Here is a 26,276-nt window from a genome sequence, read left to right on the forward strand (position 1 = left end):
TGCTTTCTATCCCTTCTCCCCTTACGGGGAGAAGGTCAGCATGAGGGGCATTACTTCTGAGGCAAAAATACCCCGTCCCGAACCTGATCTGGGGTTACCACGCCGGTATCCAGAATCCAGCCGCTAATTAACTCTGCCGGGGTCACATCGAACGCCGGGTTGTACACCGTTGCGTTTTCAGGCGCCCACTGCACGCTACCAAAACTGCCCGCTACGCCCGTCACTTCACTTGCCGCTCGCTGCTCAATAGGAATGGCCTCGCCGTTCGGGCAGTTTCTGTCCAGCGTGGTATGCGGAGCGGCAACATAGAACGGAATACCGTGATAATGCGCCAGCACGGCCAGGCTATAGGTGCCGATTTTATTCGCGACGTCGCCGTTTGCGGCGATGCGGTCCGCACCTACCCAGATGGCGTCGACCTGTTTTTTTGCCATCAGGCTGGCGGCCATGGAATCGCAAATCAGCTGGTAAGGAATGCCAAGCTCACCCAGCTCCCACGCCGTGAGTCTGCCGCCCTGGAGCAGCGGGCGGGTTTCATCGACCCAGACGCTGGCTACGTTGCCTTCGTTAAACGCTTGCTGAATAACGCCAAGCGCGGTACCTACGCCTGCGGTAGCCAGGCCACCGGTGTTGCAGTGGGTCAGCAGTCTACTGCCAGGTTTCACCAGCGCCGCCCCTGCGCGGGCTATGTTGTCGCACAGCACTTTATCTTCCGCCACCAGCCGCAAAGCTTCCTCTCCCAGAGCAGCAGCAAAGTTTTCCTGTGCCAGCGCCTGCTTCATGCGGTCGAGGTTATTCATCAGGTTTACCGCCGTTGGGCGGGAAGCTCGCAGGGTTTCAAGCGCCTCAGCGAGCTGCGGCTTTGTGAGGCCTTGCTCCGCCAGCAGCGCCAGCAGCAGACTAGCGGAGAGGCCGATAAGCGGTGCGCCGCGTACGCTAAGAGCATGAATATGGGTCACCAGCTGCGCTACGGTGTGGGCCGGTAGCCAGTTTTTCTGCTGCGGCAGAGCCTGCTGGTCGAGGATCCAAAGCTGGTTATCACGCACTTCAAGACTGGTGGTTTTTAAATTATGCATTCGTGTTAATTCCATGTTGCGTTGTTGCGGTATATTGTGCCAACATGACTTCCGGATGTATAGACGTCCAAACGTCTTAGTTGACTTTATTTTCTGAGAGGCCCGCCATGTCGCAATACCGCACTTTTACCGCCGCTGACGCAGTGGCATATGCTCAACAATTTGGCGGGCTTCAGGCTCCGTCTGAGCTGGTGGAGGCGCAGGAAGTCGGCGACGGTAATCTCAACCTGGTATTTAAAATCTTTGATACTCAAGGCGTAAGCCGGACGATCGTCAAGCAGGCGCTGCCGTACGTGCGCTGCGTGGGCGAGTCCTGGCCGCTGACGCTGGATCGCGCTCGTCTTGAGGCGCAGACCCTGGTGGAACACTATAAGCACAGCCCGGAGCACACGGTGAATGTGGTGCATTACGACCCGACGCTGGCGGTGATGGTAATGGAAGATCTCTCCAGTCATCGCATCTGGCGCGGTGAGCTGGTGAAGGGCGTTTATTACCCTCAGGCCGCTAGCCAGCTCGGAGAATATCTGGCGAAGGCGCTGTTCCATACTTCGGACTTCTATCTTCATCCGCATGATAAGAAGGCGATGGTTGCCCGCTTTATCAACCCTGAAATGTGCGAGATCACCGAGGATCTGTTCTTTAACGATCCCTATCAGATCCATGAGCGAAATAACTATCCGGCCGCGCTGGAGCCGCAGGTTGCTGCGCTGCGTAGTGACCGCGATCTGAAGCTGGCGGTGGCCCTGCTGAAGCATAAATTCTTATCAAGCGCCGAGGCGCTGCTGCACGGGGATATTCACAGCGGATCGATCTTTGTGGCGGAAGGTAGCCTGAAAGCCATTGATGCCGAATTTGGCTACGTCGGCCCGGTTGGTTTCGATATCGGTACCGCCATCGGCAACCTGCTGCTGAACTACTGCGCTCTGCCTGGCCATTTTGGCCCACGTGACGCGGCCAGCCAGCGTGAGCAGCGCCTGAAAGACATTCAGGAGCTGTGGCTGAGTTTCGCCGCTCGCTTTACAACGCTTGCTCGCACTAAAACTCGCGACGCGGCGCTGGCGACGGAAGGGTATGCCGAACACTATCTGCAAAAAGTTTGGGTTGATGCGGTAGGCTTCTGCGGCACCGAGCTGATTCGCCGTACCGTCGGGCTGTCGCACGTTGCCGATCTGGAAAGCATTGAGGATGAGGCAACCCGCCTGGCCTGTATCAGCCACGCGATTGAGCTGGGCAAGTTCCTGATTCTGATTGCCGGGCAGATAGATTCGGTGGATGAATTTATTGCGAGGGTTCGGCAGAAGGGGTGAGTTTCTCCGCCTGATAATTTATTTCAACCGTTAATCTCTCCTATGCAGATCTGGTGAAAAGTTCCGTTCACTTCTATCCCAGATTTGCATGCCGTCACTGAACTGGTGAACGTCTTAGGGGAGTCACCGTCACTCCCCTAAGAACCCGGACTCCCGGCCAAATAAATCGACCGCTGAAGCGGCAGACCTCCGTTTTATCTCCCAGTCCTGGGTCGCCTGAGATGCGTTCCCGACGCTCTCAGCCTCCGGCCGTTCCCGACGGCCGGACCCTGGCCAGTCGGAGAGAAAACGGAGGCGATTTAAGCCGGAACCGGGCCTCGCTTTAAACTCGCAGCTATGCGGGACAGAAAAATTGCTGCAAGACTCACAGCCACGCCCTTGTTCCCGGCTCTCATCGCCCCCGGCTCTGACCCAACTCAGGCGGGGTTGAGCTGCCGGGAGCAGCGAAAGAGAGCGATCGTCGGGAACGAATCGCGAACGACCCCGAATGTTTGGGTGATAGTCGGTGGGTTTACCGCTTTAGCGGCGATGAGCTCGCCGGGCGCCGGGGCTGTCCGGGGGATGGCGTTATCCCCCGGACACGTTCACCGTTTGCTGCGGTGGCAGAGATAACTTGTCGGATGGGGGAACGGAAAACTGCTTGCTGGCAGATCCTTCCTTTAGAAATGATAAAAGAAAGATCTGTATTAGAGGCAGTTACAGGAGTTCGAGAAAGTAAATCGTAGGGCTACCCCAAATACTCAATAATCGACAACCCGCCGTTATAATCCGTGCTGTAGACAATCCCCTGAGCATCCACAAATACGTCGCATGACTGGATCACTTGCGGGCGGCCAGGGCGAGTATCCATCATCCGCTCCGGGGCAGCAGGCACTAACGCACCTGTTTCTATCGGGCGGTACGGGTTAGAAATATCGTAAGCTCTTACGCCCGCGTTCTGGTAAGTGGCGAAAATCAGCGTATCGCTGATAAAGCTGCCGGGGCGGTTTTCGTGCAGATTATGCGGGCCAAAGTGTGCGCCTTTCGCCACGTAATCAATCTCATCCGGCTGCGGGAACGTGGAGATGCTGACCGGGTTTGCCGGGTCACGAATATCGAACAGCCAAATCAGCTTCTCGCCGTCTTGCTGGTTGTCCAGCACCGCCTCGTCGAGCACCACCAGCAGGTCGCGGTTCGGCAGCGGCAGCGCCGTGTGCGTACCGCCGCCAAACGGCGGGCTCCAGTTACGGTGGCTGATGAGCTGCGGCTGCGAGCGGTCGGACACATCAAGCAGCGTCAGGCCGCCGTCGCGCCAGCTGGCATAAGCCGTGTCGCCGCTGATAATCGCGTGGTGTAACGCATAGCGCTTCCCTTCCGGCCATGTAGGCTGTTCACCTGCGGCCGTATTCATCCCCGGTAGCCACCAGTTGCCTGCAACCTGCGGATGGCGAGGATCGGCGAGGTCGATGGTCAGGAAAATGTAATCGCAAAACCCGTCTATTAGCGCGGAAACATAGGCCCAGCGTCCGCCTACGTACCAGCAGCGGTGAATGCCGATGCCGTTTAGCGACAGGAAACTGATTTCTTTGGGCTTGTCCGGCGTGGAAATATCAAAAATACGTAATCCGGCGCTCCAGCCTTTATCCTGCACGTCGCGTACCGTTTCACCGACTGATTTGGTGTAGTAAACCTTTTCGTCGGCGAAACGTACGTCGGCGAACAGGTCGCGGGCGTTTATCACCAGCAGCAGGTCGTCGTGCGCCTGCAGGTGAATATTCCAGGTGCCGGGCGGTGCGGGCACGAAGCCCGCTGCTTTCGGGTTTTTAGGATCGCGGACGTCAACAATCGAGAAACCCTGCGACACCATATGACCGATATACGCGTAGCCACGGTGCACCATCAGCTGCACGCCGTCAGGTCTTCCCCCCTGATCGCTGTGGCCGATAAGCCGCATATTGCGGCTGTATTCAGGTTGTGGCAGTGCCATTACACGGCTCCTTATTTATTTTTCGCTTCAAGCGTGGCGAACCACGGAGCGATAAAGTCGTCGGTCTGGCCCCAGCCCGGAATGATTTTACCCAGCGAAGCGACGTTGACCGGGCCAGGCTGGCTTGCCAGCAGCGCCTGAGGAATAGCGGCGGCTTTAAAGTCGTAGGTCGCAGGCGTTTGCTCCCCGGCAATCTTGTACGCGACAAGGCGCACGTTGGTGGCGCCGATCAGCTTCGGATCTACCGCCACGCTGACTTTCCACGGGCTGTTGGCCTCGCGCATCAGCTGAATATCCTGGTTGGAAACATCGATGCTGTAGAGTTTGATTTCGGTGCGGCCGTTCTCCTGCAGCGCTTTATAAGCGCCCTGGCTGAATGCATCCCAGGTGCCCCAGATTGCGTCGATTTTGCCTTTCGGGTATTTCGCCAGTACCGCGCCCACTTTGTTGGCGGTGTCGCCCTGCACGTCGGAGGAAACCGCGCCGATAGATTCCAGCTCTTTTATGCCCGGGTTAGCTTTCAGCAATTCCTGATAGGCGGCCTGGCGGCGCTCCATCGGTGGGAAACCGGCTACCCACAGCTTGATGATGTTCGCTTTGCCGTTGAAGTCTTTGACCAGCTGGCCGAAAGAGAGGCCGGTCAAAGAGGCATCGTCCTGCTGGCTTACGGTAACCCCCGGGATCGTGCCGTTCACTGCGGTATCAAATACCGACACCGCAATGCCCGCGGCCACGGCTTTTTTCACCAGCTCGGTCGAATAGGGGTCACGACCCTGAGAAAGAATAATCCCGTCATACTTCTGGCTGATGGCCTGGTTCACAAAGTCCTGGAAGCGGGCGTCGTCACCGTTGCTCAGGAACGTGCTGACCTTGAAGCCCAGCTTTTTGGCCTGCTGAACCGCCCCGGCGACAAACTGCGTGGTGTTGTCGTCGGAGCCCAGGTTACGGATAAGGGCGATGCGGATTGGACCGTCGTGTGCGGCGATTTTTTCCGGCACCGGCGTTGGCGTTGCGGCGTGGCCAGGCAGTGCGGCAAGCAGGCTAAGCGCCAGCAGTGAAGTTGTCAGTTTTTTCATGGTCGTTACCCTGTGTAAGTTGTTGTTTTAGCGTCGTTGTATGTAAGTAATCGCCAGCGCTGCAGCCAGCACCAGGCCTTTAATAATGTCCATGGCGTAGTAGGGCACGGAGAGCATCACCAGCCCGTTTTGCAGCACGCCAAGAATCACCGCGCCCACCAGCGTGCCGAGGGCGTTAGGTTTGCCGGAACCTGCCAGAGAGAAACCAATCCAGGCGGCAGCCACGGCGTCCATCAGGTAGCCGCCGCCGGCGTTAACCTGCGAAGAGCCGATACGTGAGGCAAGCAAAATGCCGCCCAGGCCCGCCAGCAGCGAGGCCAGCACGTAGGCCGCCACGCGATAGCGAGTGGTGCGGATGCCGGAAAGACGCGCCGCCTCCGGGTTGCCGCCGATGGCGTACATCCGGCGGCCATGTTTGGTCAGAGACAGCGCGAGCTGTGCCACCAGCGTGACCACCAGCATGATGATAACGATGGTCGGCACCTGCCCCAGCAGGCCAAAGGCTGCGGGAATCGTCCCTTCAGCCATGTCACCGCTCGGCAGCACCATGTTCTCGGTGATCGAGCCGCCATAGCTGTAGGTCATTGCCACGCCCTGAATCACAAACAGGCTCGCAAGGGTGGCTAGCATGTCAGGAATTTTCAGCACCACGATCAGGAAGGCGTTAAACAGCCCGATCAGCGTACACAGCACCAGGGTGACAAGAATGGCTTCGGTGGTGCCGAAGCCGTGCCAGACGAACAGCGAGATGACCAGCGCGTTAGCCAGCGAGGCTGTCGAGCCCACGGACAAGTCGAAACCGCCTACGGTTAGCGAGATAGAAACGCCGATGGCAATCACCGTGACAATGGCGATGGAGCGCAGAATGTTGATGATATTGTTTGGCTCAAGGAAGCTGTCGGAAGCGATGCCGAACAGCGCCACCAGGGCGACTACGGTGAGCAACATTCCCCATTTATAGAGAAAGTCAAAAAGCTGCTGGCGGCCGGAAACGCTGGCCTTAAGGGATAATGCTTTGCTCACGCAGGTGTTCCTCCGGTGGAGTAGAGTAATAAGGTTTCTTCGCTGGCCTGATGGCCGTCCAGCTCGGCGACGATGCGCCCGTCCCACAATACGCAGATGCGGTCACACAGGCCGACCAGCTCGGCAAATTCGCCAGAGGCGTAAATCACCCCTTTTCCACGGCGAGCCAATTGGTCAATCAGCACGAAGAGATCTGTTTTGGCTTTGATGTCCACGCCTTTGGTCGGCTCGTCAAAAATCAGCACGTCGGCTTCGTTGCGCAGCCATTTACCGATGGCCACTTTTTGCTGATTGCCGCCTGAGAGGCGACGCAGCGTTTGCGCCGGGCCGCTGGTACGAATGCCGAGCTGCTTAATCGTCTCTTCTGCCCAGCGTTTGGCTTTACGGTGGTCGAACAGCCCCCAGCGGGTAAACTGGCTATCCGAGCTGACGGCAAGGTTCATGGTGACCGACTCGTCGATAAAAATGCCTTCTTTGCGGCGCTCTTCCGGCACCAGCACGACGCCGCGCGTGACCGAGTCTGCCGGATCAACAGGGCGCCAGCTTTTGCCTTTTAGCTCGCCGCGCTTAAGCGTGCTGCGGGTGGCGCCAAACAGCGCCTTGCAAAGCTCGGTTTTTCCGGCTCCCGCAAGACCGGCAATGCCCAGAATTTCGCCTTTGCGCAGGCGCAAAGAGATGTCGCGCAGCAGGGAGTCGTCATGCAGACCTTCCACCGCCAGCAGCATGCTGTCTTCAACCGGTGGGCGATGGGGGGGATAAATATCGTCGAGCTGGTGGCCCAGCATCTTCTCAACGATCTCTTCCCCACTGAGATGCCCCATCGGACCGCTGTCCACCAGCTTGCCGTCGCGCAGTACCGTCATCTGGTCGCAAATCGCTTTCAGCTCGTGGATGCGGTGGGAGATAAACACCACGCCGATGCCGCTGTGCTGCAGCCGCTGCACGACGCGGAAAAGATGCTCGCTTTCCTGGCTGTCTAATGGCGCTGTTGGCTCATCGAGGATCAGAAAGCGGCAGCGATGGGACAAGGCACGCGCCAGCAGGATTTGCTGCTTTTCCGCCAGCGAGCACTGTTCGATGCGTTTTTTAACATCAATGACAACATCGAGCTGCGCCAGCGCGGCGCGGGCCTGTTGATAAATTTTTGACCAGCGGTAGACATGACCCGCTTCTGCCAGCTTATCGAGCATGATGTTTTCGGCCACGCTAAGGCCGGGCACCAGCGCAACGTCCACCTCCTGTTGCACCAGATGGATACCCAGAAGTTTGGCGTCGCGCGGGCTACGGATCGTCACCGCTTCTCCGTCGATCAGGACTTCGCCCTGGTAATGGTCGTGAGCGCCCGAAAGCACAGCCATCAGCGTAGATTTGCCCGCGCCGTTTGCGCCGGTCAACGCATGTACCGAGCCGCCATCCAGCCGAAAGTTCACCTGGCTCAGCGCGTTAAAGCCCGCGAAGGCGATAGAGATTTCTCGCATCTCAAGGCGGTTAAGCGTAGTCATAGCGGCGGCGGCTTCCGGGTTTAATGAATTGATCTGTCGAATTTTTAGCGGCCTTCTGGGTTGCGGGCAATGAACGAAAAGACATAAGATAAAGCAAAATGATATTAGCCGTCCAGATGTCTGGACATATCATCGGCATAGAATATATCCCGCCTGCGAAGAAAAGGAAATGCATCATGACCAGCACCGCTATCCGCGTGGTTACCGGCCCCGCTAATTACTATTCACACCCCGGCAGCCTTGCCCGCCTGACCGAGTTTTACAGCGAAGAACAGCTGAATAACGCGGTCTGGATCTACGGTGAGCGTGCTTTTGAGGCGGCTCGTCCCTTCCTGCCGGAAGCTTTTTCGTTGCCGGGCGCAAAGCATATTCAGTTTGGTGGGCACTGCAGCGAAAGCGACGTGCAGAGGCTGGTAGCCGAATCCGGTGAGCGTCAGGTGGTTATTGGTCTCGGCGGCGGCGCGCTGCTGGATACGGTGAAAGTGGTGGCCCGGCGGCTAAATGCGCCGGTGGTGGCGATCCCGACCATCGCGGCAACCTGCGCGGCCTGGACGCCGCTGTCTGTCTGGTATAACGACGCCGGACAGGCGCTTCGCTTCGAGATTTTCAACGATGCGAACCATCTGGTGCTGGTGGAGCCGGAAATCATTTTGCGTGCTCCGCAGGAGTACCTGCTGGCGGGGATTGGCGATACGCTGGCGAAGTGGTACGAAGCGGTGGTACTTAGCCCGCAGCCGGAAAATCTGCCGCTTACCGTGCGCCTCGGTATCGGCGCCGCGCTGGCGATCCGCGACGTTCTGCTGGAGAGCAGCGAGCAGGCGCTGGAAGATCAAAACCGTGGCGAGTTAAGTCAGGCGTTTCTGGATGTGGTCGAGGCGATTATTGCCGGAGGCGGCATGGTGGGCGGCCTGGGCGAACGCTATACCCGTGTTGCCGCCGCACATGCCGTACATAATGGCCTGACGACGCTGCCGCAAACCGACCGTTTCCTGCACGGCACAAAAGTGGCCTACGGGATTCTGGTACAGAGTGCATTGCTGGGACAGGACGACGTTCTGGCGCAACTGACGCAGGCGTATAAGCGTTTTAATCTGCCAACAAAACTGGCGCAGCTGGATGTGGATATCCACAATCGTGCGGAGCTGGATAAGGTGATTGCCCGTACCCTGCAGGCTGGAGAGTCTATTCATGCGCTGCCGGTGGCGCTGTCGCCGGAGATTTTGCTGGCGGCGCTGGAGAAGGTTGAGGAGTTGTAAAGATTTGCCCCTCATCCCACAGGGGGAGAGGGGATAGATTACCGACTGTTCTGACGCGTTGTTTTCGCCCTCTCCCTCCGGGAGAGGGCCGGGGTGAGGGCGTTTCAGCCTAACTTCAGCTCCCGCACCAAACCAAACGCCTGCTTCATATGCTCCTCGCTGACGATAAACGCCCTTAGCTGCTGCGCGGCGTCTACCCCTTTCGCAATCACCCCTTGCTGGCTGGAGGTCATCTGCCAGGTTAAGTCGCTGCGCTGGGTTTCCCCGGCCAGGTGCAGCGGCATCTCTGGTGTTTTCACTTTGACCAGCATCGCCGGAAGGGAAACTGCATCTTCTGCCCCGAGCAGATTTTTCGCCAGCGTCATGGCGCTTAGCTGAATGGGCTGCAGGAACGGCAGCACCTTGCCGTCGATCTCCGCGCAGTCGCCGAGGGCGTAGATATCCGGATCGGAGGTCTGCAGCTGGCTATTCACCTTGATACCCCGGTTAACATCAAGCCCCGCGTGCTGCGCCAGGCCAATGTTTGGACGCAGGCCGATAGCGGCTACCACCGCGTCAACGTAGAGCTTACGGCCATTATTCAGGGTGGCACATATCCCCGGCTCCGTCTGGATCACCGTTTCCAGCCTCTGGTTAAAGAGAAGCTCAACGCCCATCTGGCTCAGGCGCGACTGCAGGCGGCCGCTGACCTCCGGCGGGAGCAGCGAGGCTATCAGGTGGCTGGCGTTATCCACCAGAACAACTTCTTTACCCGCGCGGCAAAAGTCCATCGCCAGCTCGCTGCCGATAAGCCCGCCGCCCAGGATCATCACCCGTCGGGCGTCACGCAGCCGGGTTTCACAGGCCTGGTATTCCTGCTGGCTGTTTAGCGTCACCATCAACTCTTTGCCGGAAACGGGCGGCAAAAGGGCGGAGGAGCCGGTTGCCAGCACCAGCTTGTCGTAATGCCATTGGCGATTGCCGCATTTTACCAGCTTGTTTTTCGGGTCGATGCTGCTGACCCAGCTGTTGGCGTGCAGCGTCAGGTTGTACTGCTCTGCAAACGCCCCGGCCTGCTGGCGTGTCATCTCTTCGGCGCGCTGATTTAAGCTCATTACGTGGCTGAGATCCGGCTTGTTGTATTCGTCGGCGCTGTCGGCGGCAATCAGTCGAATGGCCACCTCTGGGCTGTGTTTACGGATATTTTTCACCAGCTGACGGGCGGCAAAGCCCGAGCCGATAATCACGATGCCGTTGCTCATTTGGCCTCCGTTGCCAGCTCATCAAAGACGTCTTTCCCCAGAGAACATTCAGGGCAAAGGAAGCTGTCCGGCACTTCGCTCCACGGCGTTCCCGGCTCTACGGCCTGCATCGGTTCACCTTTGGCTGGATCGTAAATCCACTGGCAAACGCTGCACTGCATGCAGGGACCCAGGTCGGCACTGTCGGCGGCGGGCGCAGCTTCCGCGGCTACCTGTTCAACCTGGGCAGCGGCCTGGGCCACCGGCAGCGGGGAGAGCGCCCACTGGCGGGCAATTTCTCGGCCATGTTCGCGGCACAGCTCCAGCGCGTTACCGTCCGGGCGCCATTTCGCCTTCAGGCTGAGGGACATTTCAAAGCCTGCGTCCTGCAGGCGGGTGGAGAGGCGATCTACCGCACCGCCGCTCCAGCCGTGGGAGCCGAAGGCGCTGGCGCGTTTGTTGCGGAAGCGCAGCCCGGTTATCTCTTCCACCAGCCCGGCTATCTTCGGCATCATCACGTTGTTCATGGTGGAGGTGCCAACCAGCACGCCTTTGGAGCGGAAGACGTTGGTCAGAATTTCGTTTTTATCGCTGCGCGCCACGTTGAAGATTTTTACCGCCACGCGTGGGTCAACTTCGTTGATCCCCTGGGCAATGGCATCTGCCATCATGCGGGTGTTGTTGGACATAGTGTCGTAGAACAGCGTGATGCGGTCTTCCTGGTAATCCGCAGCCCATTTCAGGTACAGCTCAACGATCTGGGTTGGGTTGTCGCGCCAGACCACGCCATGGGAGGTGGCAATCATATCTACCGGCAAATTGAAGCCGAGGATCTCGGTGATTTTTGGCGTGACCAGGCGGCTGAACGGCGTCAGGATGTTGGCATAGTAACGCTGGCACTGCTCGAAAAGCTCGGTCTGATCCACTTCGTCATTGAACAGGTGTTCGTCGCAGTAATGCTGGCCGAAGGCATCGTTGCTGAACAGCACCGCGTCGCCGGTCATGTAGGTCATCATGCTGTCGGGCCAGTGCAGCATTGGCGTTTCGACGAAGATGAGCTGTTTGCCGTTGCCGATGTCCAGGCTGTCGCCGGTTTTCACCACGTTAAAGTTCCACTCGGGATGATGATGGTGGCCGTTAATGGAGTCGATGCCGTTTGCGGTGCAGTAGATTGGCGTGTTCGGGATGCGTGACATCAGTTCGGTCAGCGCCCCGGCGTGGTCTTCTTCCGCATGGTTGATAATGATGTAGTCGAGCGTGTTAAGGTCGATTTCTCGCTCAAGATTTTGCACAAACTCGCGGCTAAACTTATGGTCGACCGTGTCGATCAGGACCGTTTTTTCTTCCCGGATGAGATAGCTGTTGTAGCTGCTGCCGCGCAGCGTTTTATATTCTGTACCGTGAAAATCGCGCACTTCCCAGTCACGTTGACCGACCCACTGAATGTTGTTTTTAACCAGAATAGCCATTGAGAACCTCATTGATGTCATAGCGTTAAATGCTTTCTGACTGTTCTATAGCGATTACCGTGCCAATTTTTTAATGATTTGATTTTTATGAATTTTATTTTTCGATGTTTATTTTTATAGTCAAAATGACATTTTTTAACTTTGTCATTATGACTTTGTTGTTTGTCATTTTGACTACTCAGGCGTAAGCTACACTTCCCCGTTTTTCTGGAGCCTCATTATGAGCCTGTCGATGTCTTCTCTCGCCGCCATCGCTATCGAACTGCAGAGCGGTATCAGCCATTCTGACCGCTTTTCCCGCGTTATCCGCACCCTGAGAAAGCTGCTCGGCGGTGACGCCACGGCGCTGCTGCGTTACGAATCGCGCCATTTTTATCCGCTGGCGATAGATGGCCTTGCGCTGGACGTGCTGGGGCGGCGCTTTGCCGTTGATGCCCATCCGAGGCTTGAAGCCATTGCCCGCGCCGGTGACGTGGTGCGTTTCCCGGCAGACAGCGAGCTGCCCGATCCCTATGACGGCCTTATCCCCGATCATGAAGAGCTCAAGGTTCACGCCTGCCTTGGGCTGCCGCTGTTTGCCGACCAGAATCTTATAGGGGCGCTGACCGTTGACGGCATGGATCCCCACCAGTTCGACAGCTTTAGCGATGAGGAGCTCAGACTGATTGGCGTGCTGGCGTCCGGCGCGCTGAACAATGCCCTGCTGCTGGAACAGCTTGAGAAACAAACGCCGGAGGGCACCGTGCAGCCCCCTATTGCACGTGGGGTGGTGGGGGAGATGATTGGCCGCTCATCGGGCATCGCCCAGCTGAAAAAAGAGATCGATATTGTCGCCACCTCCGATCTCAACGTGCTGATCACCGGCGAGACGGGCGTCGGAAAAGAGCTGGTGGCAAGGGCGATCCATGCCGGTTCAGCCAGGGCGGCGAGCCCGCTGGTCTATCTTAACTGCGCCGCGCTGCCGGAAAGCGTGGCGGAGAGCGAGCTGTTCGGCCATGTGAAAGGGGCTTTCACCGGCGCAATTCACCACCGCACCGGCAAGTTTGAGATGGCGGATAACGGCACGCTATTTCTTGATGAGATAGGCGAGCTACCGCTTGCGCTGCAGGCCAAGCTGCTGCGCGTGCTGCAGTACGGCGATATTCAGCGGGTAGGGGATGACCGCAGCCAGCGGGTGGATGTGCGGGTGCTGGCCGCCACTAACCGGGACCTTCGTCAGCAGGTGGTCGCGGGTGAATTCCGGGCGGATCTGTTCCATCGTCTGAGCGTGTTTCCACTGCATGTTCCACCGCTGCGCGAGCGCGGTGAGGATATTGCGCTGCTGGCCGGTTTTTTTTGCGAGCAAAGCCGCGTAAAAATGGGGCTAAAGCAAGTGGTGCTCAGCGAGGCGGCGCGAAGCCAGCTTATCCAGTACGGCTGGCCGGGTAACATTCGCGAGCTCGAACATGCTATTTATCGGGCTATAGTTCTGGCGCGTGCCGGCGATCCGCTGGGGGAGCTTGTCCTGCTGCCTCAGCATTTCCAGCTTTCCGGCCAGATAGATGAAGTCTTTCACGAGGCAGAAACCCCACCGGTAACGCCGGTGTTTAGCAGCCTGCGCGAAGCTACCGATGAGTTCCAGCGGGCCAGGATTGTTGACGCGCTTTCCGGCAACGGTAACAACTGGGCGGCCAGCGCCCGGCAGCTAGGGGTCGATGTTGCCAACCTGCACCGGCTGGCCAAGCGGCTGGGGGTGAAGTAATTTCCCCCGGCCTCTCTGTTAGACTGTTCACTATACCTCCGCTGCTGAGGGGGCGTAACGGGCTGTCAGGTTGCTGTCGGGTTGGTGTCGTGTCGCTGTCGTGTTGAAGTAACGCAGGCTGAGCCATAGTCAGGGCGGGTTAAATCATTTGAGGATCTCCGGCCATGAGTAACAACATTAAAGCATTGCGTTTGTCCCGCGCCTGGTCTCAGGAGCAGCTCGCCGAGCTCTCTTCCCTGAGCGTCAGAACTATTCAGCGCATTGAGAACGGTGGGCAGGCAAGCCTGGAAACCATGAGCGCGATTGCTGCCGCGTTCGATCTTAACGTGACAGATTTGTACGACGATAATGAGCCTGATGGTGAGCCGGAGGACGCGCTCGATACACGAATTCTTGAGGCAAAACGGCGTGTTGCCAGAGAGTATCGATACTACCGCTCCGTGCTGGTGTGGGCCATTGTCTGTGCTGGCCTTGCCGTCATCAATTTGCTGACTTCATCGCACCAATACTGGTTTCTCTGGCCAACGCTGATTTGGGGGGCGCTGCTGGTGACGAGCGGCCTGCGCCTGTTCCTGCTGAAGGGCTGGCTGGAAAAACGCCAGCAGCAGCGCCTGCAGCAGTTATTGCGTAAATAGTTAGCTGACCACCCGGTTGCGCGCAATCCAGTCGATAAACGCCTGTTTAGGCAGGGCTTTGCTGTAAAGCCAGCCCTGTCCCCATGCTACGCCGTGCTCGCGTAGCCACGCCGCCTGCGAGGCCGTTTCAATACCTTCGGCCAGGGTCGTCACATTGAGGGTTTTCGCCATTTCGATGATATAGGGCGTGACGTTCTTATACTCCAGAGCCTCGACGAACGATTTGTCGATTTTAAGGATATCGACTTCAAGATCCTGCAGGTAGCTCAGGCTGGAGTAGCCTGTGCCGAAATCATCAAGGTAGACAGGATGGCCTGCCTCACGGTATTTCGCCACGATGGGGGCGCTGACCTTGGGATCGGCAAAGCCGCGCTCGGTAATCTCCAGCGCTATCTGCTCCGCTTTAATTTGATACTTCAGCAGCAGCGGTTTGATGGCCTGCAGCACCTGATCGTTAAGCACATCACTCGGTGAGAGGTTGATTGAGACATGGTGCTGAGGATGGGCGTGTAGCCAGTCGCCGAGCTCGACGAAGGTCTTTTTAATGACCAGCCGGGTTATCTGCGAGATAAGCCCGGCCTGCTCGGCAATCGGGATAAAGATGTCCGGGCTGATAAAGCTGCCGTCCGGCAGACGCCAGCGGATGAGGACTTCCGCCCCCACGCCTTCTCCGGTTTTTAAATCCACAATAGGCTGGTATTCGAGGGTGAACTCCCGATCGCGAATGGCATCCTGAATGCGTGCCTGGGGGGACTCAAGGCGGCGCAGCAGGCGAGTGATAAACCAGCCCGCGCTCAGGCTAAAGAGAATACCAATCGGCAGCCAGATGATCATTTGCCTGTACCAGGCCATCTGCAGCGGGGCGCTGGGTGCCCAGGCGATCATCGCCAGGCCTAACGCCGGAGAGTAGCGAATGACCCAGGCGTTTTTTCCGTCGGAATAAGACGTTGTGCCTTTTTGAATCTCGGCTTCCCAGCGGCTATTGGGCAATTCCGTGTTGCTGGCGATGAGCCGGTTGTGCTCCATACCGACCATCGCGACGTTTACCGGGTTATGGCCGAAGGGAATAACGTCAATAAAAGCTATCGGATCGATCACAACCAGATGGTGTGATTTTCCTATGTACATCATTGGGCGTTCGAAGCCGAGATCGGTGATATTGGTGTACCAGGCCAGGAAGCCTTTTGTGCCGCTGGTGTCGGGGTGGCCGAGCTCTGCGCTGCCGTGGGTTGTCCCAAGCGAAGAGCATACGATGCGGTCATTGACGGTATAGACGACTTCCTGAATATAGCGATAGTTGAAAGCGACCCGGCGCATCGCATCCAGGTGGCTGCGGGAGCAGGACTGGCCGTTGAAGCTGTCTATCTGTGCGAGCGCGTCGGCGCTTTGGTTGATGACCTTCTCACTGCGCAGCAGTGCGCGATCAGCATAGTTTTCAAGCTCGCTGTGGAAGGTTTGCTCGGCTTTATTGTGCGCCAGATAGATGCTAAGCAAGATTGGCAGAAGCACCGCCGCGATCAGCACGCCATTGACGAGACTGACCCTTTTTTTGCTTGTCATAGATGGGTTCCGGCGTAAGGGGGATGAAGGTTATCAGTAATTTATCTGCCAGCATAGTTCAGGCGGCGCAGGAATGTTATGTTTCAGCGCAAAGGTTGGGAGGCCGCAATGAAAAAGAGAGACTTTGTGACCCAGGACTTACTGAGCAAAATTTATCAGCACAGCACGCCCGGGCCACGCAAACTGCCGCCGGAGCGCCAGCTTGCGGAAGAGTATGGCGTTTCGCGTTTTACGATCCGCCAGGCGCTGGAGAAGCTGGTCAGTATTGGCGTGGTCTCCATTGTTCAGGGATCCGGGATCTGGATTAACGAGCAGGCTCGCAATAGCCCGCTGGTCTACAACTCGATTACCGAGAAGTCCTTCGATCGCATCAGTTTTCGCCTGCTCAGCCTGCATAAAAAACTTCCCGACCGCGATGAGCAGCAGGTTTTTGGCTTAGGGCCTGATGAATTTATCTGGCAGTTTTGCCGCCTGCGCCTGGTGGATAGTCAGAAAGTGCAGATTGAAACGTCGCGAATGCCGGCTAAAGATTTCCCCGACCTCAACCAGAAGGCGATTGAAAGCTCACTGCAGCAGTATGTTTTGAGTAAGGGATATCGCATTTCGCACCTGCTTACCCGCTACCAGGCCATTGTGGTCAATAAAGAGCAGGCGCAGCTGCTGGAGTGCAGGAAGGGGCAGCCCGCGATGCAGATAAGTAACCGCGGGATCCTCGAAGGGGGACGGGTATATGAGATCAGCGACATCGTTGATATCAACTATTCCTGCACCTACGTCATCCCCTTTAACCACGATAATCTGGTTCGCCGTAAATCCTCTTAGGGCGTGTGGATTGCGCCGTTGGGCAGGCGGCTTTGCGTCCAGTCGTGCGGGCGATATTCCACCGGGAAACGTTCCGCCTGTTTCCGATCGAACTCAACGCCAATGCCCGGTTTTTCCAGCGGATACATGTAGCCCTGTTCCGCGCAGGGAGCGCCCGGGAACACGGCGGCGGTATTCTCTTTGACGGGGATAAACTCCTGGATTGCCGCGTTATGCAGATGAATATTCAGGTGAGTATTCACCGCGACCGCAATCGGCGTCATGTCCGGTGGCCCATGCCATGCCAGACGTACGCCAAAGGCCTGGCAGAGCACGGCCAGTTTTAGCGCCGGGGTAATGCCGCCAATTTGGGACACGTGGCAGCGAATAAAATCGATGCGGCGGTTCACGATGAGGTCATGCCATTCCGCCGGGTTGTTGAACAGCTCGCCCATTGCCAACGGCACGGAGGAGTGGTTACGCACCTGTTCGAGCCACGCGCTTTGCTGCGGCGGCAGAATATCCTCGATAAACCAGGGCTGGTAAGGCTCCAGCGCTTTAGCCAGCTGAATGGCCTGCTGCGGAAAGAGCCGCTCGTGGACGTCGTGCAGAATATGGAAACGGTGGCCGTATTTTTCGCGCAGGGCGCGGAACATCTCCACCGTATTGGCCATGTATTCGTCCTGGTCATAGTAAGCGCCGGGCGTGGGGGATTTTGTCTGGTGCATGCCCTGCGGCGTACCGCCGTAAAAGCCCAGCTGGCAGCGAATATAGCGATAGCCCTGAGCCAGAAGCTTATCGACTTCCTGATACAGCCCTTCAAGCGTTTCGCTGGCGGCGTGGCTGTAAACCGCAATGGCATCCTTCGATTTGCCGCCTAAAAGCTGATAAAGCGGCATATTGGCGAGCTGGCCCTTGATGTCCCAAAGCGCCATATCCACACCGGCAATGGCGTTATTCATGATCGGGCCGTTTCGCCAGTAGGCATTGACCGTCATCATCTGCCACAGGTCTTCTATGTGGTTGGCGTCGCGGCCAATCAGCAGCGGCTTAAGGTATTCATCGACCAGAGTTTTTACCGCCAGCGGCCGCTGCTGGAAGGTAGCGCAGCCGAGTCCGGTCACGCCTTTGTCGGTCGTTACCTGCACCGTCACCAGATTGTGCCTGTCCGGCCTGGTAATAAAACATTCAATATTTTCGATAATTGTGGGTAGCACGAGAAAGCTCCACTTTGAGGCTGGTTTAAACACCGTTAATTAAGTTCTGCTTATTACTATCACCCTATTTTTCCCCGGCGGTAAATGCTTTTTTTTACTCTTTTTTATTGGTCAGTTTTTTCATTGTTAAATGCCTTAAAACCAGACCAATTGTTGTTATCACTCCAATTGTTTTCTTTACTGTGGCTAACTGTGATGGATGTCATGTTTCATTGGTTTGTTTTTTATTTTTTGATTCTCTACCATCGGCGGCAGCAAAACATAACAATAAACCAACACCGGGGAGTTATTCATGGGGAGTCGTGACGTCATTACTTCTATTATTCGTCTGGTCGGCGGGACGGAGAATATTAATAAAGTCTGGCACTGCATGACGCGTCTGCGTTTCGATTTAATTGATGATAATAAAGTGAACCAGCCGGAGATTAAAAAGCTGCCCGGCGTGCTGGGCGCACAGACGCAAAGCGATCAGTTTCAGATAATCATCGGGCCGCAGGTGAACAGCTGGTACGAGCAACTGAACGCTTTGCTCGGCGGCGCGAAAGATGGCCCTTCTTCATCTGCCGGCAAGAAGGAGCGTAAGGGCCTTGTGTCGCTGTTTATGGACACCGTTTCCGGCGTTTTTGGCCCGATAGTGCCGGCGATTGCCGGGGCAGGGATGATAAAAGGTCTGCTGGCGGGGCTGGTTGCGCTAAAACTGATCTCGGCAAAAAGCGATACCGTGGTGGTTATCGACCTTATCGCCAGCGGCGTCTTTTATTTTCTGCCGTTTTTCCTGGCGATTTCCGCCGCCAGAATTTTCAAAACCAACGAATACCTCGCGGCGGCGGTAGCGGCCTGTCTAATGTATCCGTCGCTGATTGACGCGGCGAAAGCGCTGGCCGCGCATCAGGCCGGGGCGGTGGATGCTTTCTATTTTCTCAACGCGATCCCGGTTTCGGTCTTCAACTATGCCTCCAGCGTTATCCCGGTGATTTTCTCGGTGCTGGCGCTGAGCTATATCCACCGCTGGGTCGATAGCATCATGCCCGAGGTGCTGAAAACGGTGTTTACCCCCACGCTGACGCTGTTCATCTCCGCGCTGGTCGCGCTGGTGGTGATTGGCCCGCTCGGTATTTATCTGGGTAAATTGCTGGCCTGGTTTATTGAAGGGCTGTTTGGGGTCTCCGCAAGTTTTGCCGGACTTGTAGTGGGGGCGATTCGCCCGATAGCGATTCTGACCGGGATGCACCATGCCATGACGCCGATTGCGCTACAAAACTTCACCGACCGCGGCTATGACATGCTGATGCCGATGATGTTTATGGCCAACATGGCTATCGCCGGGGCGACCTTTGCCATCTGGCGGCAGAGCAAGTCGAAAGCGGATCGTTCGGTGGTTTTGTCTGCGGGGATTTCAGCGCTGCTGGGCATTACCGAACCGGCGCTGTTTGGGGTGCTAACCCGCTATAAGAAAGCGTTTATTGCCGCCACGATTGCCAGCTCGCTCGCCTCAGCGTTCATTGCCTTCTTCGGCGTGCGGCTCTACGGCTATATCCTGTCGAGTATCTTTAGCCTGCCGGCCTATATTGGCCCGTACTTTATCTTTGCGCTTCTTGGGGTTGCGCTGGCGCTGGTGGTCTCTTTCGTACTGACCACCCTGCTGGTGCGGGAGAAAGCGTAAGCTTTAAAAGTTGACGGGGCCGCACTCAGCAGCCCCGTCTTTTAACGGCGGTGGGCGAGGCGGCGGACCAGGTGGTCGCCAAGGCTCTGGACCAGATGCACCATCACAATCAGCACGATAACGGTCCCGACCATGACCTGATTATTAAAGCGCTGATAGCCGTAGCGAATAGCCAGGTCTCCCAGGCCGCCGCCGCCGATGACGCCGGCCATCGAAGAAAAGCCAATCAGCATCACCACCGTGAGCGTGACCCCTGCCAGGATGGCAGGCAGCGCCTCCGGAAGCAGCACTTTACTCACCACGTGCCAGGCGTTCCCGCCCATCGACAGAATGGCCTCGATGCGGCCTTTATCGACCTCATCGAGCGCGCTTTCAACGACGCGGGCGAAGAAGGGGAAGGCGCCGATGGTGATAGGGACCACGGCCGCAGTGCTGCCGAGCGTGGTTCCGACGATAATTCGCGTCAGCGGGATCAGCGCTATCAGCAGCACAATAAACGGTAAAGAGCGGCCCACGTTAATGATGCTGCCGAGCACCTTATTCAGACGAGGAGCCGGTAAAACGCCGTCGCGGCGGGTAAGAAAGAGCAACACGCCCAGCGGCAGGCCAATCAGCACGGTGAAAAGTGCCGCCAGGCCGACCATGTAAAGTGTATCCAGGGTGCCGTCCAGCAGCAGCGGCCACAGGTCTTCCCAACTCATGCTACTTCGCATAAAACACTCCCTTCAACGCCGTGGCGGCGTAAGAACTCGCGTTCAGCCTCTTCGTCATGCAGCAGCGAGGTGCGTAATCTGGAGAAAGGATCCACCAATCTTTCGGACAGCGGACCGCTCTCTATCAATCTGCCGTGCTCCAGCAGCGCCGCGTGATCGCAAATGGCTTTAACCACCTCAAGCTGGTGAGTGATCAGCACAATCGTCAGGCCAAGCTGGCGGTTGATGTCTGCCAGCAGCGCCAGGATTGACGAGGTAGTTTCGGGATCGAGCGCGCTGGTGGCTTCGTCGCATAGCAGGATCTCAGGATGGGCGGCCAGCGCACGGGCGATGCCAACGCGCTGCTTTTGACCGCCGGAAAGCTGAGACGGAAAGGCTTTTGCTTTATCGCTCAGGCCGACAAGATTGAGCAGCTCGGCTACGCGTTTCTGACGCACTTCGCGGGGCACGCCGGAGATTTCCAGCGGCACGGCAACGTTATCTTCAACGCTTCTGGCGTGGATCAGGTTGAAATGCTGGAACACCATGCCGGTACGCTGGCGATGCTGACGCAGCTCGCGTTGGTTAAAGGTCGTGATGTCCCGATCGTTCATGATGATGCGGCCCGAGGTGGGCCGCTCCAGCAGATTGAGGCAGCGGATTAGCGTACTTTTCCCGGCGCCGCTGCGCCCCAGAATGCCGTAAATCGCGCCATCCGGGACCACAAGGTTGATGTCATCCAGTGCCGGTCGGCCTTCTCCGGCGTACACTTTGCTCAGCCGCTCAAGGGAGATCATGACTTATTCTCTACCGGGATCACCGAGCCGTTGTACTGCTTGCGAATGAACTCGGCCACCTGAGGGGAGGTGAGATCTTTGGCCAGCTGTTTGATGCGCGGATCGTTTTCCAGATTGGGGTTGGTGACCAGAATATTGGCATACGGGTTATGGATGGCGCTTTCCAGACCAAGCGCATCTTTCGCCGGGCTGAGGCCAGCTTCCAGCGCATAGTTGCCGTTGATCACCCCCAGGCCTACGTCGTCCAGCGAGCGTGGGATCTGCGGAGATTCCACTTCCAGAATCTTCAGCTTTTTCGGGTTGTCGGCGATGTCTTTTGGCGTTGCCTGGTTGGTGGCGGCGTCTTTAAACTCCGGCTTGAGGGTTATTAGCCCTTTGTCCTGCAGCAGATAGAGCGCGCGGCTCAGGTTGGTCACGTTGTTCGGCACCGCAATGGTCGCCCCTTCAGGCACGGATTTCAGATCTTTGTATTTGTGCGAGTAAATGCCCAGCGGTTCGATATGCACCGTTGCGGCGACGGCAAATTTCTTGCCGAGGGCTTTTTCCTGATCGAGCAGATAAGGTAAGTGCTGGGTATAGTTGGCATCAACATCGCCGTTTACCAGCAGTTCATTAGCGTTAACGCCGTTGCTCAGTTCGACAACCTTGAGTTTGAGATTTGGGTCGAGTTTTTGCACAAAGGCGAGAATTTCCGCATGGGGAACCGGATCGGCCGCCACACGCAGCGCGTCTGCGGCCTGCGCCGCGAAAGCCAGAGAGAGTGACAGCGCAACACCAGCCAGTTTGAATACCGTTGTTTTCATCATTATTATCCTTTTATTTTAATAAGTTATTAAGCTATCAGTTCGCTGCTATTACGAAGCACATCCGCGTAGTAGCGCTCCGCCACGTCCGGATGAGAACGCAGGCGGCCTTTCAGGTAGTTCCAGCCCACGTCGCGCAGCAGCGGGTTTTGTGGGTCGCTTTCTGGCCCCTGCGCCTCCCGCGCCAGCGCTTCCGGCAGCTGGTAGACGGGCACTACGGCATTAAGCTGTGCGCCGAGGAAGAAGGCGATGGACTGGCGCTCTTCACCCTGCGGCGGAGAAACTACGCGGTGGACCGTGGCGCGCAGATAGCCGTTGGTCGCCAGCTCCAGCAGTTCGCCAATATTGACCACAAAGCTGCCCGGCAGCGGCTGGGCATCAACCCAGTTATCCGGCGAAACTTCGACCTGCAGCCCTTTTTTATCGTCCTGAAGCAGGAAGCTCAGAAAACCCGAATCTTTATGAGCGCCTACGCCCTGGCTACTTTGCGTGGACGACTGTCCGGGATAGCGAATCAGCTTGATATGTTCGTTTGGCAGGCTGCCATAAAGAGAATCAAAAGCATCGGCCGGCAGGCTTAGCGCTTCGGCGAAGGTGCGCAGCAGCTTGAGGGCCACGGCGGTCATTTCGCTCTGCCACTGTAAAAGCGTCGGTTTAAGTTCGGGCAGCGCGGTTGGCCAAAGGTTGGGGCCCTGGAGGCGACGCCACGCCGGCGCGTATTCATCCGCCGGCAGGGCCTGGCGTTCGGCGCCCAGATCGAACTGTTCGCGCCAGTCAGGCTGGCCGCGGGTCAGCTCGCTTGCCGCACGGTTATAGCCACGGAAGTGCGGCGAATGGATCATCGCCACCTGCTGCTTTTCATCGTCGGGGAGGGCAAAGAAGCGGCGGGCTTCGTCCTGTACCGCCTGCTGCAGTTCAGGGCTGATGCCGTGGTTGATCAGATAGAAGAAGCCAATTTCTCGTGCGGCGTAGCGCAGCTGGCTATGGAAGGCCGAACGGTCGGTATCGCTGCCGCTCAGCTGGGAAAGGTCAAGAATCGGCAGTGCCAGGCCTGGATTGGTGCTCATAGTTTACTCCGGTCATCATAGTCTTGGAAAAGGCGGTTACATTGAGTTCGGCACAACAGCGGCGCAGCATCATGGCAATGTCCTTCTGAATTCGGTCGGGTAGCGTTAGCGCTCACCTTGCCGCAATCAAAATGCTCCGCCCAATATTGTTATCTTCTAAGCTATGAACGGGCGGGGTTCTAAGCATTTGCGGAAACGAGAAAAGTCTAATTATTTCTAAATATTTCAATTGATAGGGGTAACTTATGGATTTAACTAGGGATTGATTACATTTAGAAATAGTTAACGAATAATTAACTTATTGCGGCCGTTAAGTTTATGGGTTTTATGCCGAAGAGGTTGCTAAGCGTTTCGCTTTCTACCCCAGGTATCCTCATCATGCTAAAAACTACACAATCCCGATTTATTACCTCTTTATGTTTGTTTTTCATGTTGTTAATTGCGGTAACTTCACTGGTGATCCACTTCTTCGTGACGCCGCAGATCAAGCGCAACGAAACCCAGCTGATTCGCTTTGAAGTGGACAATGTTGCGGTCAATATCATCGAGCAGATGAACCGGGTACAGGCGCAAATGCGCAGCATTACCCAGTCGGTAGCCGCGATGCAGAGCGATGATATTAATAAGCTCTTACCGACGCTGGTGGATCAATATCAGGATGTGAACGTATTTGGCGGTGGGATCTGGCCGCTGCCGGAAAAACGTGAGGCGGGCCGAAACAAGTTCAGCACCTTTTTTGCCCGAAACGGTAGCAACAAGCTTGAGGAAAACACCTACTGGAACTCGGATGCCGCGCCTAATTATTACGAGCAGGTGTGGTACAAAGCCGGCTTAGCCTCGCCGGCGGGGCAGTGTGCCTGGGCTAACGCTTATCAGGACGATGCCAGCCCGCAGCCGCGTACCAACTGTGCGATGGCGATAAGCAAAGAGGGCCAGCCGTGGGGCGTGGCGACTATCGATGTAACCCTGGGCTTCTTTAATCAGCTGGCAAAGCAGATGAGCGAGGCGGTTAAAGGGCAGGTGCTGATCATTGAGGCGGACGGCAAGGTCGTCGGCAATGCGGATCAGATCGGCAAAACGGCAGGCTTAAAAAACCTTTCCGATCTGAGCAGCTCGCTGCCAATGGCGAAGGCGGTGCAGCAGATGCTTCCTGGTTTTAGCGCCAGCCAGGGCAGTGAGAATGAATACGACAACGACGGCACCTCGCATACGATTATTTTACAGACGGTAAAAGGGAGTCCGTGGATCCTGGCGGTGGATTTGCCCACCTCGCTGCTGACCAAACAAACGGACGCCATTTTGCTGCGTCTCGGTATGGTGCAGATCCCAATGGCTATTATACTGCTGGGTATTCTGGTGCTGTTTATCCGCAACATGATGCATCGCCTGGGCGACCTTAACCACAATATCAGCCGTCTTTCTGCCGGCGGGGCCGATCTGACTCAGCGTCTGGAGAAGACCAGCAGTCCGGAATTCAACGCCATTATCGACAGCTTTAACGGCGTGATTAGCTATCTGCAAACCATGCTGCGGCAGGTTGGGGATAGCGCACGGGCCATCTCTTCAGCCTCGCATCAGATCGCGACAGGAAACCAGGATCTTTCTGCCCGCACCGAAGATCAGGCCAGCTCTATTGAGCAGACGGCCGCCTCGATGGAAGAGCTGACCAGCACCGTGCGTCAGAACGCCGACAACGCCGCTCATGCTAACGAGCTGGCTCGTGAGGCTTCAAGCGTTGCGGTGAAAGGGGGCGAAGTGGTCAAGCAGGTTGTCAGCACGATGAACGCCATCCAGACGTCGTCCGGGAAAGTGGTGGATATCATCAGCGTGATTGACAGCATCGCTTTCCAGACCAATATCCTGGCGCTGAACGCCGCCGTTGAGGCCGCGCGTGCCGGTGAGCAGGGGCGAGGTTTTGCGGTGGTGGCCTCAGAAGTGCGCAGCCTGGCTCAGCGCTCTGCGCAGTCGGCGCGCGAAATTAAAGCGCTGATCGAAAATTCAGTCAGCAATGTGAATCTGGGGACGGAGCTGGTTAACCAGGCGGGCAGCACCATGGAAGAACTGACCCAGGGCGTGCGCAACGTGACGACGCTGATGGCCGAAATTATGTCCTCCAGCCGGGAGCAGAGCACCGGCATTGAGCAGGTGAATCTTGCGATTAATCAGCTTGATAGTACCACCCAGCAGAACGCCGCGCTGGTTCAGGAAGTCTCTTCTGCCTCTCATTCTATGGCGGAGCAATCTACCCAGCTTGAGCGGGTAGTCGCCGGTTTTAAACTCTAACCTTTACGGGCACCCAGTCGGTGCCCGCTGCTTTTTGACCCCGCGCCAGTATTAAACCCCGCTTGCAATTTGCCCGATCATCTTTTATTTTATTGTTACGTTATAACATATCGGAGCGATTATTATGCAGCGCGATATCCATCCGTTCTACCGGACCGTGGTGTTCCACGACACCAGCGTGAATGAGTATTTTAAAGTGGGCTCGACGATCAAAACCGACCGCGAGATTGAGCTGGACGGGGTGACTTACCCCTACGTGACGATCGAAGTCTCTTCCGCTTCGCACCCTCACTACACCGGCAAGCAGAAAGTCTTCGTCAATGAAGGCGGCCCGGCGCGCTTCCAGCAGCGCTTTGGCAAATTCTTTGGCGGTAAGGAGTCTTAAGAGATGCAGGTATTGAATTCACTACGCAGTGCAAAACAGCGCCACCCGGATTGCCAGATTGTTAAGCGCAAAGGGCGGCTGTATGTGATTTGCAAATCGAATCCGCGTTTTAAAGCGGTGCAGGGACGTAAGAAACGTCGCTAGCCGTTATCGCTCTCCCGCAGGCTGTTTGCGGGTCAGCGAGAAGACGTCGTAAAACGACAGCTCCCCTTTGCGGCTGAGCATTTTGTGGAGCAGCGATTTTTGCTCTTCATCCACGCTCGGGGAGCTGAGTATTTCATCGATCAGCGTAGCGGGCACGTTGCGGGTGTTATACCACTCGCCGTTGTAACAGACGCGCAGGTCGAGCACGTCGATATCGCTGTAGCGGTAGCGAGGGTTGACGTCAAAAAAGAAGAATGCGTTCATCAGCGCAAACAACACGACCAGCAGCCATACTGAGCCCGCCAGGGTTTCTGATTCCAGCATCACCCACATTGTGGCAAACCAGCCGATATACATACCGATAAATAATCCAGGATGTTTACGGATAAAACTGATACTGAAGCGCGGGCGGTTATCGCGCTTTTCAACTTCATTCAGATGTTCGATGGTATTGGTAAGCAGGCGCTGAATTTCTGACATGGTGTGCCTTCTGGGTTTTCTGTTTCGGTTGTACGCATGACCCGACTATTTTAAGAAGCCCGCGCCGGGCAAGAAAGTAACAGCCAGGCCAAAAATAACCATAACAGTTAACA

General features: G+C 56.7%; 23 protein-coding genes. 9 read left to right on the forward strand and 14 right to left on the reverse strand.

Annotated elements, in window-relative coordinates:
- Window positions 1–50: 50 nt before the first annotated feature.
- A complete protein-coding gene (gene mtnA / locus EL098_RS05120) occupies window positions 51–1,076 on the reverse strand; it encodes an S-methyl-5-thioribose-1-phosphate isomerase (RefSeq protein WP_126355280.1) in 1,026 nt (341 codons plus the stop codon).
- A gap of 107 nt (window positions 1,077–1,183) precedes the next feature.
- Here mtnA and mtnK point away from each other — a divergent pair, with 107 nt between their 5' ends.
- Window positions 1,184–2,383: an S-methyl-5-thioribose kinase gene (gene mtnK / locus EL098_RS05125; protein ID WP_126355281.1), complete on the forward strand. Its 1,200-nt coding sequence runs from the start codon at window positions 1,184–1,186 to the stop codon at window positions 2,381–2,383.
- Between the two features lie 727 nt (window positions 2,384–3,110).
- Here mtnK and EL098_RS05130 read toward each other — a convergent pair.
- The 4 genes from EL098_RS05130 to EL098_RS05145 are packed head-to-tail and all read right to left on the reverse strand — an operon-like array spanning window position 3,111 to window position 7,950.
- Window positions 3,111–4,349, reverse strand: a complete 1,239-nt coding sequence (locus EL098_RS05130; protein ID WP_126355282.1) for an LVIVD repeat-containing protein — start codon at window positions 4,347–4,349, stop codon at window positions 3,111–3,113.
- Window positions 4,350–4,360: 11 nt separating this feature from the next.
- On the reverse strand, window positions 4,361–5,425 hold the full coding sequence (locus EL098_RS05135; protein ID WP_126355283.1) for a sugar ABC transporter substrate-binding protein: 1,065 nt from the start codon (window positions 5,423–5,425) through the stop codon (window positions 4,361–4,363).
- Between the two features lie 27 nt (window positions 5,426–5,452).
- A complete protein-coding gene (locus EL098_RS05140) occupies window positions 5,453–6,448 on the reverse strand; it encodes an ABC transporter permease (RefSeq protein ID WP_126355284.1) in 996 nt (331 codons plus the stop codon).
- Window positions 6,445–7,950 (reverse strand): sugar ABC transporter ATP-binding protein, encoded by a 1,506-nt coding sequence (locus EL098_RS05145; protein WP_126355285.1) that lies wholly within the window; start codon window positions 7,948–7,950, stop codon window positions 6,445–6,447. Before EL098_RS05145 ends, EL098_RS05140 begins: the two co-directional genes overlap by 4 nt.
- A 176-nt stretch (window positions 7,951–8,126) precedes the next feature.
- Between EL098_RS05145 and EL098_RS05150 the strand changes: the two genes are divergently transcribed.
- Window positions 8,127–9,206 (forward strand): oxidoreductase, encoded by a 1,080-nt coding sequence (locus EL098_RS05150; RefSeq protein WP_126355286.1) that lies wholly within the window; start codon window positions 8,127–8,129, stop codon window positions 9,204–9,206.
- Window positions 9,207–9,310: 104 nt separating this feature from the next.
- Here EL098_RS05150 and norW read toward each other — a convergent pair whose 3' ends face one another.
- Both norW and norV read right to left on the reverse strand, forming a co-directional pair.
- Window positions 9,311–10,447, reverse strand: a complete 1,137-nt coding sequence (gene norW, locus EL098_RS05155) for an NADH:flavorubredoxin reductase NorW (RefSeq protein ID WP_126355287.1) — start codon at window positions 10,445–10,447, stop codon at window positions 9,311–9,313.
- Window positions 10,444–11,895, reverse strand: a complete 1,452-nt coding sequence (gene norV, locus EL098_RS05160; protein WP_126355288.1) for an anaerobic nitric oxide reductase flavorubredoxin — start codon at window positions 11,893–11,895, stop codon at window positions 10,444–10,446. The genes norW and norV overlap by 4 nt, the downstream gene beginning before the upstream one ends.
- Window positions 11,896–12,115: 220 nt before the next feature.
- On the opposite strand from norV, the gene norR reads away from it, so the two are divergent.
- Entirely contained in the window at window positions 12,116–13,636 is a 1,521-nt protein-coding gene (gene norR, locus EL098_RS05165) for a nitric oxide reductase transcriptional regulator NorR (RefSeq protein ID WP_126355289.1), read from the forward strand.
- Window positions 13,637–13,800: 164 nt separating this feature from the next.
- Window positions 13,801–14,271, forward strand: a complete 471-nt coding sequence (locus EL098_RS05170) for a 2TM domain-containing protein (RefSeq protein ID WP_126355290.1) — start codon at window positions 13,801–13,803, stop codon at window positions 14,269–14,271.
- On the opposite strand, the gene EL098_RS05175 is transcribed toward EL098_RS05170, so the two are convergent.
- Window positions 14,272–15,831 carry an EAL domain-containing protein gene (locus EL098_RS05175; RefSeq protein ID WP_126355291.1) on the reverse strand — a complete coding sequence of 520 codons (1,560 nt, stop codon included), beginning with the start codon at window positions 15,829–15,831 and terminating at the stop codon, window positions 14,272–14,274.
- A 108-nt stretch (window positions 15,832–15,939) separates the two neighbouring features.
- Here EL098_RS05175 and EL098_RS05180 point away from each other — a divergent pair, with 108 nt between their 5' ends.
- Window positions 15,940–16,653: a GntR family transcriptional regulator gene (locus EL098_RS05180; protein WP_126355292.1), complete on the forward strand. Its 714-nt coding sequence runs from the start codon at window positions 15,940–15,942 to the stop codon at window positions 16,651–16,653.
- Here the strand turns inward: EL098_RS05180 and EL098_RS05185 are convergent.
- A complete protein-coding gene (locus tag EL098_RS05185; protein WP_126355293.1) occupies window positions 16,650–17,849 on the reverse strand; it encodes an enolase C-terminal domain-like protein in 1,200 nt (399 codons plus the stop codon). The genes EL098_RS05180 and EL098_RS05185 overlap by 4 nt on opposite strands.
- A 292-nt stretch (window positions 17,850–18,141) precedes the next feature.
- Here EL098_RS05185 and EL098_RS05190 point away from each other — a divergent pair, with 292 nt between their 5' ends.
- The gene (locus tag EL098_RS05190) at window positions 18,142–19,512 is read left to right on the forward strand and encodes a PTS transporter subunit EIIC (RefSeq protein ID WP_126355294.1); all 1,371 of its coding nucleotides are present in this window, start codon (window positions 18,142–18,144) and stop codon (window positions 19,510–19,512) included.
- Between the two features lie 41 nt (window positions 19,513–19,553).
- On the opposite strand, the gene EL098_RS05195 is transcribed toward EL098_RS05190, so the two are convergent.
- From EL098_RS05195 to EL098_RS05210, 4 genes are read right to left on the reverse strand one after another with little or no spacing between them, the layout of a single operon-like run.
- A complete protein-coding gene (locus EL098_RS05195; RefSeq protein WP_164716919.1) occupies window positions 19,554–20,213 on the reverse strand; it encodes a methionine ABC transporter permease in 660 nt (219 codons plus the stop codon).
- Window positions 20,210–21,001, reverse strand: coding sequence for a methionine ABC transporter ATP-binding protein (locus tag EL098_RS05200; protein WP_126355296.1), 792 nt, complete (start codon window positions 20,999–21,001; stop codon window positions 20,210–20,212). Before EL098_RS05200 ends, EL098_RS05195 begins: the two co-directional genes overlap by 4 nt.
- Window positions 20,998–21,804, reverse strand: coding sequence for a MetQ/NlpA family ABC transporter substrate-binding protein (locus tag EL098_RS05205; protein ID WP_126358357.1), 807 nt, complete (start codon window positions 21,802–21,804; stop codon window positions 20,998–21,000). The genes EL098_RS05200 and EL098_RS05205 overlap by 4 nt, the downstream gene beginning before the upstream one ends.
- Window positions 21,805–21,833: 29 nt before the next feature.
- Window positions 21,834–22,871, reverse strand: a complete 1,038-nt coding sequence (locus EL098_RS05210) for an isopenicillin N synthase family dioxygenase (protein WP_126355297.1) — start codon at window positions 22,869–22,871, stop codon at window positions 21,834–21,836.
- A gap of 378 nt (window positions 22,872–23,249) precedes the next feature.
- On the opposite strand from EL098_RS05210, the gene EL098_RS05215 reads away from it, so the two are divergent.
- The 3 genes from EL098_RS05215 to ykgO all read left to right on the forward strand — a co-directional run bounded on the left by EL098_RS05215 (window position 23,250) and on the right by ykgO (window position 25,683).
- Window positions 23,250–25,154: a methyl-accepting chemotaxis protein gene (locus EL098_RS05215; protein WP_126355298.1), complete on the forward strand. Its 1,905-nt coding sequence runs from the start codon at window positions 23,250–23,252 to the stop codon at window positions 25,152–25,154.
- Window positions 25,155–25,278: 124 nt separating this feature from the next.
- Window positions 25,279–25,539, forward strand: coding sequence for a type B 50S ribosomal protein L31 (locus EL098_RS05220; RefSeq protein WP_008460319.1), 261 nt, complete (start codon window positions 25,279–25,281; stop codon window positions 25,537–25,539).
- Between the two features lie 3 nt (window positions 25,540–25,542).
- Window positions 25,543–25,683, forward strand: a complete 141-nt coding sequence (gene ykgO / locus EL098_RS05225; RefSeq protein ID WP_003859006.1) for a type B 50S ribosomal protein L36 — start codon at window positions 25,543–25,545, stop codon at window positions 25,681–25,683.
- 3 nt (window positions 25,684–25,686) lie between these two features.
- On the opposite strand, the gene EL098_RS05230 is transcribed toward ykgO, so the two are convergent.
- The gene (locus tag EL098_RS05230; protein ID WP_126355299.1) at window positions 25,687–26,163 is read right to left on the reverse strand and encodes a YlaC family protein; all 477 of its coding nucleotides are present in this window, start codon (window positions 26,161–26,163) and stop codon (window positions 25,687–25,689) included.
- Window positions 26,164–26,276 lie beyond the last annotated feature (113 nt).

It is taken from the genome of Cedecea lapagei, from assembly GCF_900635955.1.
GTDB classification, from domain to species: domain Bacteria; phylum Pseudomonadota; class Gammaproteobacteria; order Enterobacterales; family Enterobacteriaceae; genus Cedecea; species Cedecea lapagei.